This window comes from Maribacter sp. MS6 (assembly GCF_056839185.1).
This window is the reverse complement of the sequence record NZ_CM166389.1, coordinates 3,867,429-3,881,159: the sequence shown is the minus strand read 5'-3', so window position 1 is coordinate 3,881,159 and position 13,731 is coordinate 3,867,429. Positions and strand designations below refer to the sequence as shown.

The following is a 13,731-nucleotide window of genomic DNA, read 5'->3' as shown; positions in this document are numbered from 1 at the left end:
TAATCCATATTATTTTTCGCCACCTTGTAATAATCCGGCAAGACCTATGCGATAAAGTTCGCCGATAGCGCTCCCCGTTGCAGCAATTTCGTTACTTGCATTTTTACCAGGGGTGTTTACATGTTTTAATAGGCCCCGATGGGGTAATTTCCCTAATAACTTACCTGATGAATCTAGAATAGGTATTTCTTGATATTCGTGCCACACCGGATGGGCCAAAATGCTTTTAACAGGTATATCTTTTAGGAAACTCTGTATATCTGTAATCATCAAATCTTCGATGGCGTCATTCTGTTCTGCCCTAAGGAGTTCCGTAGGTCTTACGATACCTATGAAAACACCTTCCAAATCCACAACATACAGATAAAACTCCTCTTTTCCAGTATTTCTCTTTACAAGTTGAAGCGCATCATTTACAGTCACACGCCTGGTTACGATAACCGCCGTTTTCATAATTGAAGCAATGGTGTTGGGAAGGACTTCAAGCTGACGGTTTATGTCGTTAGCTCTATCGGATGAAATAACGTTTAATAACTTATTTCGCCCTGGTGTATCTATACGTTTCAATAGGGAAGCCAGGAGCGATACATCACCTCTTTCCAATAATTCCTTGGTTTTGCGGGAGGAAAGTAGTAAAAAGCTTCCAGCGGCCTTATTACTATTCATAAGGCTGAAAAGGGTAGTAGTTTTTTCCAGAGTCAAGGTTTCCAAATACGATGCGATTTCTTCATTAGGCAAAAGCTCAAGAGTCTGTGCGGCTGCGAATGGATGTTTGGTTATGAAATCGTTGAGTACGGTCTGATTTGCGTTCATTGCTTAGTCTTTTTTAATTAAGTAAGACTTGGTCTCATTAAACAGTTTTGCAGGAATTGTAACCTGACCGATTTCGTTGTCCATCACTACATTGGTAGCATCGATTTTTATAATAATCCCCTTGGTTTTACCTACTTGTATCTCATCGCCAATTTTGTAGCGTTTACGAAGATAGTAACACGCTAGAATATTACTGATAGATGTTCGTGCGCCCAAACCAAAGGCCAAAGCGGCACCAAATAGCAAAGCGGCAAGTACAATGTCGATAATATTAATAAGTAACGATATTTCTATCCCGATCTGATCCAAAGCTATTACAATGGCCATGAATAGAAGTACAAATCTTATGATTCTTATTAGTGTAGTGCTATACCTGATACCGGTGCGTTTACCAACGGAAAGCAGTGCGTCAGAAACTAGATTACCAAGCACAATTGAGGCAAATACAATCAATATGGCTGCAACTATGTTCGGTACATAGTGTATGATGCTTTGAAACCACTGGGTTAGAACGGTAAGCCCAAGAATATCGGTTATGAGAAGGATGCTGGAGAACATAATCAACCAGAAAAAGGCCGTTCCCAAGAATGAACCAGCCTGTTTGAAATTGATACTAGTGAATTTTCTTCTAGCTAAATTCCCTAAATAACCGAAGAATTTCTTGACTAGGTATTTAACAAGTCGCGCAACGAAGTATCCTATGATAAGCACTAAGAGGGACACTAAGATGTCTGGAACCAGTTCCAGAAATTGACTTTTGAGATTTTGAAAAATGTCCTGAATATCTTTCATATTTATGAATTGAAATCTTAATTAGTAGCGATACATTATATAAATTTACAATAGAGACTATTCTGTTTTTACTACGTTATCTTTGGTTACCGCCTCATTTTTAATCTCTACGGTATCTTTAATCACCGGACTATTTTCGTTTAACTTTTTTATCGTCTTTTGAATAAATATACTATTTGGCAATGTTATTTCTTCTTGGGTATCCATCATTTGAAGTGTTACAAAGAATAATCCGATATTCATTACTTCACCCTTGATTTCGTAATCCTTAGTTTCCATAATACCGATTGAATCCCCAATCTTCACCGAGTGGTTAAAAAATATGACGATACTGGAAGTAATATTGGACAGTATTGACCATTGTGCGAACATCGCAACACCTACGACGGTAAGTACAGAACCAACGAAAACCGCCAATTCTGAATGCTTAACACCCCAGATAACTAGGAGGATAATAAGACATAAAGTGAGTGAGATAAAATTAATGGCTCTTTTAATCAGCTGGCTTCTAGATTTCTGTACATGCTTATCAGTAATTGTCCTGTTTATTAACTTATTGCTTATAAACCGGACAAGAATGAATAGTGTAATTACTACTAGTGATTCTATGATTTTAGTATAATATAATTCCATTGGTAAGTTTGTTACGAGCGGTAATATAATTATTTCCTCTATCTATACAAGTATAGTTTTTCCGATTATACTATTCTCTTTTTTTCATTAGATGTTGCAAGACACCACTGCATTTCAACCAAAGTATCGGGTAAGATAATCACTAACACCCTTTTTAGTAGCTTCTTGTATATTGTTCATAATAGAATTGCCAGAGAAAAACCATTAATACTGGAAGCTGTCATCGTAAATCGCACCTTTTAAGATTTCAAAGGCAGGTGCTATTCAGTTTTGATTTCAGTTTCATCAGCATGCGATTCAGCTTCAAAGTCTTCAACATATTTAAAATCATGAAACCAATAGGTTGACGAGATAATATCAAATACGATTTCTTGGTCACCGTTCTTTTCGGATTTCAGTTGCCAAATAATATCCTTGGCATCCTTAAACTCTTCCCCATCGATTTGTTCTTCGAACAGCCTAAATATTAAGGTGTTATCCGGCATTCCGGCAACAAGTAACCTTATCAAAGATGCTTCAGAAAAATGTTGGAATACCGACAGTCCATCCTTTTTAAACGCAGTAACCTTGACCTGAAATTTTACCGCATCGGGCTGTGGAAATTTTCCGTTATAGGCTTCATAGAGCAATTGATTTACATTGAAAAACACCTCATGAAGCGCAAGGTCTGCATACTCTTCCCACATTTTTTCATCTAACATTTCGTTGGCAAGATTTTCTATTTGACCCTTTGTCAATTTATCCTTTAAAACATATTCCAAAACAATTTTGGCCGCACCTTCCGGTTCATAATCGGTCAATGACATTAAACACAGTTCCTTAAACTCTTGGGGTGTTAATTCAGACGTATCGCCATAATCCATGATTTCTAACAAGTTGCTATAATCTTGGTTTGTCCATGCATCGGGCAATTCTTGGATAGTCTTAAAACTAAGTCGTTCTACTTTAAATCGTGATTTCATCTGTTCAAATTTTATTTTTTTTAAAGTGCAGATGTAATTCGCCATTAAACATCTCGGTTGACATCAAGAGTTATTATGGCTCATTTCATATCAAAACAAATTATATTAAAACCATTTTCGTTTTTTAAAATATAGAAGCATTCCGGCCGCCACAATTATCATTACTCCCCACATGATAAAATAGCTATATTGATATTTCAGTTCGGGTACTACTTCGAAATTGGTACCGTAAATACCGGCGATAAAGGTCAGGGGAATGAATATGACCGAAAAAATGGTCAGGAACTTCATTACGTCGTTCAGTTTACTACTGATAGTGGTATGATATATATTCAGCTGGTCAGAAAGAATTTCGCGATAGGTTTCCGATGTATCTACCGCTTGATTAATATTGGACAACAATTCCTTAAAATGTATATGTGAGCTTTCCTCAATTAATTCGGATTCCAGTTTAGATAAGGCCAGAATCATTTCCTTTGCCGGTGTGATATTCTTTCTCAAAAAATTCATTTCCCGCTTGTAGGTATAAATCTCATCAATTACACTTTTTCTTGGTTCTTCCAACAGGGTTTCTTCTAGGGTTTCTATTTTTTCTCCCAAAATACCTATGAGATAGATGTAATTATCAACCACAATGTCCAACAAAGCAAAAACTAGGTAATCGGTACCTTCAGTTCTGATTCGTTTCTTTTGGTTTCTGATACGTTCGCGTACAGGTTCAAAAACGTCTCCCCTTTTTTCTTGAAAGGAAAGTACAATTGAATCGGTCAAAACGATACTTAGATTTTCCACAGAAATAATATTGCCCGCTTCATTTTCTTGCAGCATTTTAATGGATAATAGAATACAATCCCCAAAATCATGAACCTTTGGCCTTGAATGCGTATCCATAACTTCGGCAAGAATAAGTTTGTCAAAATCAAACCCTTTACTTATTTCTTCGATTAGGTTAGAATCGTGTAGCCCATCGATATTAAACCATGTTACTGTGGGTTTATTTTTGCGCTCAAGCACATTATCGATGTTCTGGATTATTTGCTCTGAAAGGTTCTCCGAATCGTAATCAACAACTCTAAGAACTACGTTGTCCATTTTTTTTTCACCCCTGAAGGATATGTCATCTGGAGACAGACCTATATCTTCTTTACGCTTATGGACAAATCTCGCCATTGTTTTGGTAGGTATGAGAATATTCTTGGTTATGAACTTCATAGGTTATGGTTTAAATGGCTCATCTTAAAAAGGCTGTCGGATTAGAATAAAACGCCAAAAGAATAGTCCTTGCTCGCTAATTGTTCAAGTCGCACCAAAAGCAAAAAAAACTTGATTATTTCTCTAGGACGGCTATTGACATATCATCTTAAACCTTTGGAGGCTTTATTCCTTGCTCAAGGTTATTATTTTACATACACCGTTTTTCTATTTACAAACTCCATCATCCCGTCCTTAGCCAGTTCACGGCCATAGCCAGACTTTTTGGTTCCGCCAAAAGGTAATCTTGGATCTGACTTTACCAACTCGTTTATAAAATAGGCGCCATCGCTGACCCTATCCACATATTTTAGTGCTAGTTCTGTGTTTGTTGTGCATACAGTTACTCCAAGACCCAATCTGGATTGTTCTGAAAGTGCGAATGCATGATCTAAATCTTTCGCTTTTATCATAGCTGCCAAAGGCCCAAAGGTCTCTTCGTTAAAAGCGGCCATTCCAGGTACTACATTCCCCAAAATGGTAGGCTCATGGCAGCAACCTTGTTGATTACCTCCAAGCAATATTTTGGCTCCTTGTTTTACAGACTCCTTAACTTGACGGTTGAGCTGGTCTGCCAAATCTTTTCGCGCCAGAGGGCCTACTTGCGTTGTTTCGTCCATCGGGTTGCCAGATTTTAACTCGTTGACGGCTTTAGTAAATTTAGAAACGAATTCGTCGTAGATACCTTCCACTAGAATAAAGCGTTTTGCCGCAATACAACTCTGTCCGCAATTGAGCATTCTGGCCGTGATTGCTATTTTTACAGCTTTGTCTATGTCTGCATCTTCTAAAACAATAAAAGCATTGTTCCCACCAAGCTCCAAAAGCGATTTTTTGATGTGTCGGCCCGCAATTTCCGCAACGGCAGCGCCTGCCCTTTCGCTTCCGGTCAAGGTTACCGCCCGCACGCTATCATGCGAGATGATATGTTCCGTTAGGTCGTGATGCACAATCAGGTTTTGAAATACGTCAGAAGGATATCCTGCTTTTACAAAAACTTCCGCTATCAGTTTGGCACAGCCAAAAACATTGGGCGCATGTTTCAGTAAACACGTATTACCCGCAGTTAGCGTTGGTGCCGCAAACCTAAAAACCTGCCAGAACGGAAAGTTCCATGGCATGATGGCCAGAACACTTCCTATGGCATCGTGTCTTACAAAACTGAGGGCTGCATCAGTGGCAATGATTTCATCGGCCAAAAAGGCTGCGGCATTCTCCGCATAGTAATCGCATACCAAAGCACACTTATTTACTTCTGCCTGTGACTCTGAAATGGGTTTTCCCATTTCGAGGGTAATCATTTTTGCGTATTCTTCAACATTATCCAGCAATATCTGACCTGCTTTTTTTAGCAGCTTTGTACGTTCTGAAAGCGGTACTTTTCGCCAAGTCTGGAACGCCTCCCATCCATTATCCAGTTTAGCTGTAACTGCTTCTTTAGTAAGTGCTGTATGAGAAGCAACTTCACGATTGTTATAAGGATTTATACTTTTGAACTCCATTGTTTTATAAGGCTATATGTAAAATTGGATGGGATGACCGTTAGTATTCCCTTTAGCCATCCAAACTCATATTTTTATTTTGTGAGACTTCCCGTAAGCACCACTTGCTTTCGTTTGTCCTCAACCAACTCGGTGGTATATTTTGAACGAATGGCTTTTATCCAGTTTTTTGCTCGAGCATTTAATTTGAAATCATCCGTCATCATACGACCCCTTGAAACTAAAATTCCTAGATCGGCACCTTCATAGAGGTAATCCCCTTTCTTTGAAATGTGTAAAAAGAAAGCTTCACTTTCGGTTTCTACAGCTCTTCTGTGGGTATCCATCCTATCGAATTGAATATGGCCGTTATCGAACATCTTGTAAATACCTGACGCTGGAGCTTCCGATACATATTCAATGGTATCTTCCGTATGTTTAATAATCAATTGGCTCCATCCGTCAATATTCTCTTGTTTGGTCCAACGTGCGTTCAGTTCTTTCACGTCCAACTTATAATCAACATCCATCCATTCCAGAATATGGAATACAAAGAGGGGTGCATCAGCCAGTGCGAATACTGCATGATTAGTTATGGAACTTGCCCCGGTAACCCTTGGATTTAATTCGCCTAGGTAAATTTCTCCATTGTCTTGGTCAATCAGGAAATCAAGTTCAAAGTAGCCTTTATAGCCTTCTTTTCGTAATTGATCGCCAAAAAGCTGGGTGTATTTTGTCGCTTTTGCTCTCAGTTCAGGGGTAAATGCGTTGGGATATATCTCATTACCACACCAGCCGCCTTTGTACGGTGTCATCTCCTTGAAACCTACAAGTTCGGTCATTAATGGGGCAACAATGGTACCATGTCTTGTAACACAGGCTTCTATGGCAGAACCCTTGCAATTGATACGCTTCATTACTTTAACCTCTTTTTCTTTCACAATTTCCGCTTCATGCTTTTTAAACTCCTTTTCATTGGAAATGAAAAATGTAGTATGACCAGAATCTCCGAAAGGGGTTTGGATAACCAGATCGGTTCCTAGGGATTTAGATACTTTGTTCAAGTGAGCATAATCCGTTACCGGAGTTAAAACATAGGGCACACATGGCACACCTGCCTTTTCAGCGATACGGTTGGTGTTCACTTTATTATCCATGAAGGTTCGCATCTTGGCTGTAGGGAACATGACTTGCAAGCCCAATTTTTTAGCCAATTTCTCTGTCTTTTCATCAAACATCAAGAACATCGCCTTCCCTGTAGTCTTGCCGGTTTTACGGGTCTTTAAATAATCCTGCACCTCAGGGTGCTGCAAGAGGTAGTTGTTGATATCTTCTATACTTGTAAATTCATCATGTGGAATTTCTTCCTTTGGGGAAAAAACATTGGGATGCTGCCCATCAAAACATTCAATATGACAGATAAACTTAAAACCTTTAATCCATTCATCCGCTCCCAACATATTAAAATTGGTAGCACTTATAAAATATAAGGGCACCTCATTCTTATAAAAAATCTTCGAATATCGGCTACACCGTTCAGCATTTCTGGTTCCGATTTCTTTTTAACTATGGCAGCTTTTTTGACCTTAACGGGAGCCTTTTTTACTGCTTTGGTTTTCTTGGCAGTGACTGGTGTCTTTTCTACCGTTGGAATTACTTTTTTCGCGCTCATATCTTTTCTTTTATTTTTTAGTTGGTTTACTTATTTTGTTCATTCGCATGGAGCCCATGGACGTTGTTGTTTTATGGCGGTCAAGAACACTTTCTTTGAACACTCTCAATCCAAGATCTGCCCTGTACCCGTGTATTTCACTAACATCCAAAACTGTTAGGAAGTTGATAATTTCTTCGCTCACTACCTGACCAGGCACCAATACCGGAAAACCGGGAGGATATGGGATTACAAAGGTAGATGCAACCAGCACCTTCCCTTTTTCCATTGTGGACAAGCAATTTTTAAGAGGCACGTATTCATAGTTTTCTTCTTTGTAAGCCAAGAAATAGGCGGCCCTGATATTACCTCCCGGCACTCCAGGAACTGCTTGAAACGAATGATGGAAATAACTGAAATCAGGCAAAGGCGGGACTTCTGTCGTTAGGGAATGTATCCGTTTTTGGAGAATTTCCTTTTCCTTGGAATTTAAAGAGTTAAACTCCTCATCTAATTCATCGGCAATTCGTAACAACGCATTTGTCAGGTAGGTAATGCTCCCACGCGTAGTGCCTATATTGGTCATAAAGAGCACCGTATTTCTAGATGTTTTATTGATTTGGATGTTGAATTTATCCATGAGGTACTTATTCTTAAAAGTATCGCCATCCACACCTGTTCTACCAATATGTAAGGTTATTTTGGTAGGGTCTAAGACAAATTCGTCTTCTTCCCAAGCTTCCTCCATCCGGTTCCAACCGTCTTCTTTGGAATAGTATTCTTTCAAACCCGTTTGACGATAGTCGGAAGGAATAAAATCTGCCACCGTAAGGATGTCAAAATACTTGCTCAATTGAGGATTGTCATTAATTTTAGCCCGCAGTACCATGGCCATTTCAATACTTTTTTCCACCAGCTCAAAACCTTCCAATTGTACTTGACGTCGACCTACATCTAACGACGCTAACATCTGATAGTTGGGCGAAGTAGAAGTATGTGTCATATATGCTTCTAAAAAGGTTTCTTCACTTTTTCGTCTAAAATCTTGGTCCCAGATATGAATCATGGAACCTTGTCTAAAACTGCTTAGGGTTTTGTGTGTACTTTGTGTGCCATATGCCCTGACACGCACTTTATCTGGATCCGGTAAAAGGGATATCTTATCTGGCTTCAACGTTTTAATGTACTCCGCATACCTTTTTTTATAGGCACTGCTTTTATACTTTTCATATAACTTACCGGCTACGAACATAGACGTACGTTGCTTGTAATTAGTAGCAAAGCCGGCAAAAGCGAACCATGCTTCATCCCATAAAAAAATCATATCGGGTTTGATGGCCAAGACTTCTTCCATCACTCTTTCCACATTATACACCAGTCCGTCAAAAGTGCAATTGGTCAACAACAGCATTTTAGCCTTGTTCAACCTTCCCGCTTCTTTCAACTTTACTAATTTACTTTTTATCTGCTCCAAGGGTACCGCTCCGTACATGGAATATTCTTCGATGGGATAAGAATCTAGATACACCGGATAGGCACCTGATAAAACCAGACCATAGTGGTGCGACTTATGACAATCCCTATCGATAAGTACTACATCACCAGGTTGTACCAAGGCTTGCATTACAATCTTATTCGCCGTGGAGGTTCCGTTTGTAACAAAGTAGGTATGTTGGGAACCATAGGCATCACTAGCCATTTCCTGAGCTTTTTTGATTGGCCCAGTAGGTTGCAACAAGGAGTCTAAACCTCCAGTGGTTGCCGAGGTTTCCGCCAAAAACATATTTCTTCCGTAGAAATCGCCAAAATCATTGATCCATCTTGATTTGAAAACCGAATTTCCACGGGAAATGGGCATCGCATGGAATACCCCTGTCGGCTTTTGGCTGTATTCTACCAAAGCGGAGAAAAAAGGAGTGTTGTAGCGTTCCGCAACCCCCCTCATAATGGTTAAATGTAATTCTTGAATATCTTCCGTCTGATAGAAGATACGTCTGAAGCTTTTTATGGTATTATCCTTTAAGCGCCCCAACGAAGTATCCGTAACGTAATACGCATCTAATTCAGGCCTGAATTGTTTGATCAAGCTTCCTATTATGGGACCCAGATCATTCTCTGAAACCGATGCATAATCTAGCTTTGTTACCTGCTGTATGTAAGGCTTAATGAGAGGTGTAACGAGCTTGGAATGATACGGTGGCGCGTACCGCACTACCACGGCCTGAATATTATGGTTAAAAAGCAAAGCTATCATGGCATCTTGAAAAGACCGTTGTACCACGATACCGTAGGTAAATTTATCGTGCGGGGCACGTAGTTTTCCAAAGCTATGTTTCAGTTCTTTTTCTTCCTCAATCGACATATTATCGACAAACAAGACCTCAAAGTGGTTTTTCCGGACTGTATTCAACTGTTCGTGAGCCTCAACCGATTCGATACTGTGTTCATCAAAGTCTATAAAATCGGGATTGCTCTTATAACTATCGCCTACTAATTGCTTTGTAGTCTCGGACACCAAATTGGCCAAAGAAGTATGTTCATGATTTGAAAGTGCACGTTCAAGTTTTTGAAGGCGCGTCATACCGGGAGCCGCAAAATACACTTCGACCCCTTTTAAATCTTTCAAGAGCGATTTGGTATCGCCAATATGTTCTTTTTCATTCCTCGAACCTTTGTGACATCTCGCCAACTCGGCCGTTATAACTTTTAGTTTGTTCCAGTAATCAACACGCAGTTGACCTATATTGTAGTATGGTGCATTCTTAATTTTAGTTTTTATCACAATTTAGTTTTTAGAATATAGGGCAAGTTTGTTCCCTTGGGAATCGATAAAAATGGCGAAGTACCCCATATCTTCACTAATAAGTGTCTTGGGCATTATAATGCGCCCGCCTACTTCTTCTACCTTGTTCAATACAATGCTCAAATCTTTTCCCGCATTCAAATATACCAATGGACCAGAGTCGCTAGGCACATATCCAGGCCCTGCTACAATACCACCACCCACGCCGGTTGTTGAAGGAAAAAAGGCCATTGCATTGACATCTGTCTGGTTTTGCTCCAATGAAATATCAAAAATATGATTGTAAAAATTGACTGCCTGTTGAAAATCTATGGCAGGTATTTCAAACCAACTTACGTAATCCTTAATTGCTAGTTGATTTTTCTTCTTACTTGTTCGAATACCTCCCATAGTTTTATTTTAAATTAAGTTATCGCCTTTGTAATGAACCGTTGAAGCAACTTGTTCAAGACTGGTTTCCTTGATTTTTAATTCAGTTAGTTTGTCCAATCTTGTTGGTTTGATCAACGGGCCAAGAGAATCTAAATATGGACTTTCAGCGGCTGGCTGATAGATATCAAACTTGCCGGTTTTCAAATGGTCACGAAAACTTTTCAAAGGCTGCCCTAGGCGTAAGATGCCCAATTCTCGGCTTCTTTTAACCCGCTCTATATTTAATTCAATCGGAATGATTTCTTCCGTACCTTCTGATTGATGTAGCACCCTTCCATCGGGGCCACAAACTATCGAGCGCCCACAACCTCCTGTATCCAGACCATTCACATCAAAAAAGTAACATTGGTTTACAGATGCCATGGCTCTGACGATGGATAATTCGATATCCCGGTCAATAGTTCCTGACATTGTAGGATGCATAATGACCTCAGCACCCATAGATACCAATGTTCGGATAGTTTCTGGAAACCACATATCGTAACAAATCGATACGCCGAATTTTGCAACACCGGGCACATCAAACGTACAATAATCATCTCCTGGCGTAACACCTACTTCATAGGGGTAGAACGGGAACATTTTACGATATCGGGTAACAATCTCGCCATTCGGATTGATTACCGTCGCCGTGTTGTAAATTTTGCCTTCGCTTTTTTCGAATATAGATCCAGGTAGTAGCCAAATCCCATATTTTTTGGCCATGGCCTGCATTTCGGCCTCAAAATTATTGGGAATCGGTTGGGCGGTATGTGTCAATGGGCCATAGGCGCATAACTCGCTAAACATAATCATTTCTATCCATGGATAGAGGTTCATGGTAATATCGATTTTCAGCTTCATCATTTCCACATTGGAAATTACCGCCGATACTTTCATCTGTATTCCTGCTATTGCAAATGGTCTCATAATTTTTGGCTTAAAGCCTTTTTAATTTCATTTTCCAAAATGGATAATCCTTTATCTAACTCTTCGTTTGTAATCACAAGGGGGGAAAGTATACGGATTACATTTTTATATGTGCCCGCGCTCAATACCACCAATCCGTTTTCGGCACAGCCTTTTACGATTTTACCGCAAACTTCAGTATTGGGTTGTCTGGGATCTCCGTTTTTGACAAATTCAATTCCGATCATGGCGCCAATGCCCCTAACATCACCTATTTCTGGACATTCGTGCATAAGGTTTTTCAATCGGGTGGAAATCGTATTCCCAACTTCAACGGCACGCTGGTTCAAATTGATGTCTTTCATGTATTTTATGGTAGCCGACGCAGCAACGCAGCAAATGGGACTCCCAATATAGGTACCACCTATTGATCCGATGGCCGCGGCATCCATAATTTCAGCTTTACCTATGACCGCACCAATGGGCAGTCCGGATCCCATAGATTTTGCATACGTACTAATGTCTGGTTCTACCCCATAGTGTTGCCAACTGGCCCAATACCCGGTACGACAAAATCCGCTCTGAACTTCATCAATAATCAGCATAATACCATGTTCGTCACAAAAGGCGCGCAAGCCCTCCAAATATCTTTGGGGAACTTCATTAAAACCGCCTTCGCCCTGTATCGGCTCAATGATAACAGCGGCAACACTTTTGACGTCTACCAAGTTTAAAGCACTCTCATGAAGTCTTTTGAGTTCGTCGTCCACAAACTTATCCATATCACGCTGCCCGTGATAGCGATAAAAATTGGGGAAAGGCAATCGATACACTTCTGGGGCAAAAGGACCACAATCATATTTATAACTCACTTTGCTAGTCAAGCTCATGGCCATCATACTGCGCCCATGATAAGCACCCGTAAAACAAAGGATAGCTTGCTTTTTGGTAGCTTGCCGCGCAATCTTAATTGCATTTTCAACAGCTTCTGCTCCCGTGCTCACCAACATCACTTTTGTTTGCTCGCCATGTGGAAGAATTTCAGCCAGTTCTTCGCAAAGTTGAATGTAGGGTTCATAGGTCACTACATTGAAGCTGGTATGTAAATATTTTCCAGCCTGTTCCCGGATAGCGGCAACAACGGGTTCTGGACAATGCCCTGCATTTACGACACCTATACCCCCTGCAAAATCGATGAGTTCACAGCCATCCGCGTCAATGATGATAGCGCCTTTCGCTTGCTGTACAGTAGCGGTGTTGAACACTCCAACCCCATTTGCTACAGCCCTTTTCCTCCTTTCAAAAAGTTCTTGTGACTTAGTTACTTGTTTAATCATAATATTTAATTTCGTTTTCTATTATGCACGCTTAATAATATGGCCTACAATTATTTTTCGGTTATTAAAAAGTTTACCAAACTTTAAAGTGGAAGCCTTCTTCTACAGTAACAACTTGCCTATAATTTTACCTGAGAAATCATATAGCAGTTTAAGCGTAAATAGCCCATTGTTTAAATTCAACTCATATATATTACTATCCGGAGTTTGAATATGGTAGATTTTCTGAAGACCGTCCTTATTATCTTTTTCATCCAAGGTTAGTTTTAAACGTTTTGGAATTTTATCCAAGGGCACTAAGGTTATTGTTTCCATCCATGTGCCATTACTATCGAACAAAGCCGTACATTTTTTCTTTTTCACGGTAAAATTGACATGCCATTTAAAAACATCCACTTGTTGCCATAAAACATTTGTTGCAGTTGGAAATTTTAACTTAAATGAGTTTAAAACAATAGGATTTGTATACGTTTTCTTGCGTCTTAATAAACGCTTTAACAATAAGGACATATGTTAGTTAAGTTTTGTTTTAAGGTTACTATTCGATTTGGTGCAATATAAATTCTACTGGAACTTCGGCAAGACTTGAAGCCTCAACCCAAAACTTTTTTAAGTTCAAAAACGGAACAGATGTATCACGATTTAGATATTCTGGTAGAATGAAGCAGAATTAACTTAACCAAGTATT

Annotated in this window: 13 protein-coding genes; all 13 read right to left on the bottom strand. The window is 39.5% G+C overall.

Features of this window, described 5'->3' with window-relative positions; genetic code table 11:
• Positions 1-9 precede the first annotated feature (9 nt).
• A complete protein-coding gene (locus tag MS6x_RS16950; protein ID WP_482603715.1) occupies positions 10-813 on the bottom strand; it encodes a CBS domain-containing protein in 804 nt (267 codons plus the stop codon).
• A 3-nt stretch (positions 814-816) separates the two neighbouring features.
• Complete coding sequence (locus MS6x_RS16945) at positions 817-1,605, bottom strand: mechanosensitive ion channel family protein (protein ID WP_482603713.1); 789 nt, start codon at positions 1,603-1,605, stop codon at positions 817-819.
• 57 nt (positions 1,606-1,662) lie between these two features.
• Complete coding sequence (locus MS6x_RS16940) at positions 1,663-2,238, bottom strand: mechanosensitive ion channel domain-containing protein (RefSeq protein ID WP_482603712.1); 576 nt, start codon at positions 2,236-2,238, stop codon at positions 1,663-1,665.
• A 260-nt stretch (positions 2,239-2,498) separates the two neighbouring features.
• Positions 2,499-3,200: a hypothetical protein gene (locus MS6x_RS16935; protein WP_482603711.1), complete on the bottom strand. Its 702-nt coding sequence runs from the start codon at positions 3,198-3,200 to the stop codon at positions 2,499-2,501.
• A gap of 105 nt (positions 3,201-3,305) precedes the next feature.
• On the bottom strand, positions 3,306-4,412 hold the full coding sequence (gene corA / locus MS6x_RS16930; protein WP_482603709.1) for a magnesium/cobalt transporter CorA: 1,107 nt from the start codon (positions 4,410-4,412) through the stop codon (positions 3,306-3,308).
• Between the two features lie 185 nt (positions 4,413-4,597).
• Entirely contained in the window at positions 4,598-5,953 is a 1,356-nt protein-coding gene (locus tag MS6x_RS16925; RefSeq protein WP_482603707.1) for an NAD-dependent succinate-semialdehyde dehydrogenase, read from the bottom strand.
• 74 nt (positions 5,954-6,027) lie between these two features.
• Positions 6,028-7,428: a biotin carboxylase gene (locus MS6x_RS16920; RefSeq protein WP_482603706.1), complete on the bottom strand. Its 1,401-nt coding sequence runs from the start codon at positions 7,426-7,428 to the stop codon at positions 6,028-6,030.
• Positions 7,410-7,604, bottom strand: a complete 195-nt coding sequence (locus tag MS6x_RS16915) for a hypothetical protein (protein ID WP_482603704.1) — start codon at positions 7,602-7,604, stop codon at positions 7,410-7,412. Before MS6x_RS16915 ends, MS6x_RS16920 begins: the two co-directional genes overlap by 19 nt.
• Positions 7,605-7,614: 10 nt before the next feature.
• Positions 7,615-10,365, bottom strand: a complete 2,751-nt coding sequence (locus MS6x_RS16910) for an aminotransferase class I/II-fold pyridoxal phosphate-dependent enzyme (protein ID WP_482603702.1) — start codon at positions 10,363-10,365, stop codon at positions 7,615-7,617.
• A 3-nt stretch (positions 10,366-10,368) separates the two neighbouring features.
• Entirely contained in the window at positions 10,369-10,776 is a 408-nt protein-coding gene (locus MS6x_RS16905; RefSeq protein WP_482603701.1) for a VOC family protein, read from the bottom strand.
• Positions 10,777-10,785: 9 nt separating this feature from the next.
• The gene (locus tag MS6x_RS16900; protein WP_482603699.1) at positions 10,786-11,727 is read right to left on the bottom strand and encodes a carbon-nitrogen hydrolase family protein; all 942 of its coding nucleotides are present in this window, start codon (positions 11,725-11,727) and stop codon (positions 10,786-10,788) included.
• Positions 11,724-13,043 carry an aspartate aminotransferase family protein gene (locus MS6x_RS16895; protein WP_482603698.1) on the bottom strand — a complete coding sequence of 440 codons (1,320 nt, stop codon included), beginning with the start codon at positions 13,041-13,043 and terminating at the stop codon, positions 11,724-11,726. Before MS6x_RS16895 ends, MS6x_RS16900 begins: the two co-directional genes overlap by 4 nt.
• A 102-nt stretch (positions 13,044-13,145) precedes the next feature.
• A complete protein-coding gene (locus MS6x_RS16890) occupies positions 13,146-13,553 on the bottom strand; it encodes a PepSY-like domain-containing protein (protein WP_482603696.1) in 408 nt (135 codons plus the stop codon).
• Between the last annotated feature and the right edge of the window lie 178 nt (positions 13,554-13,731).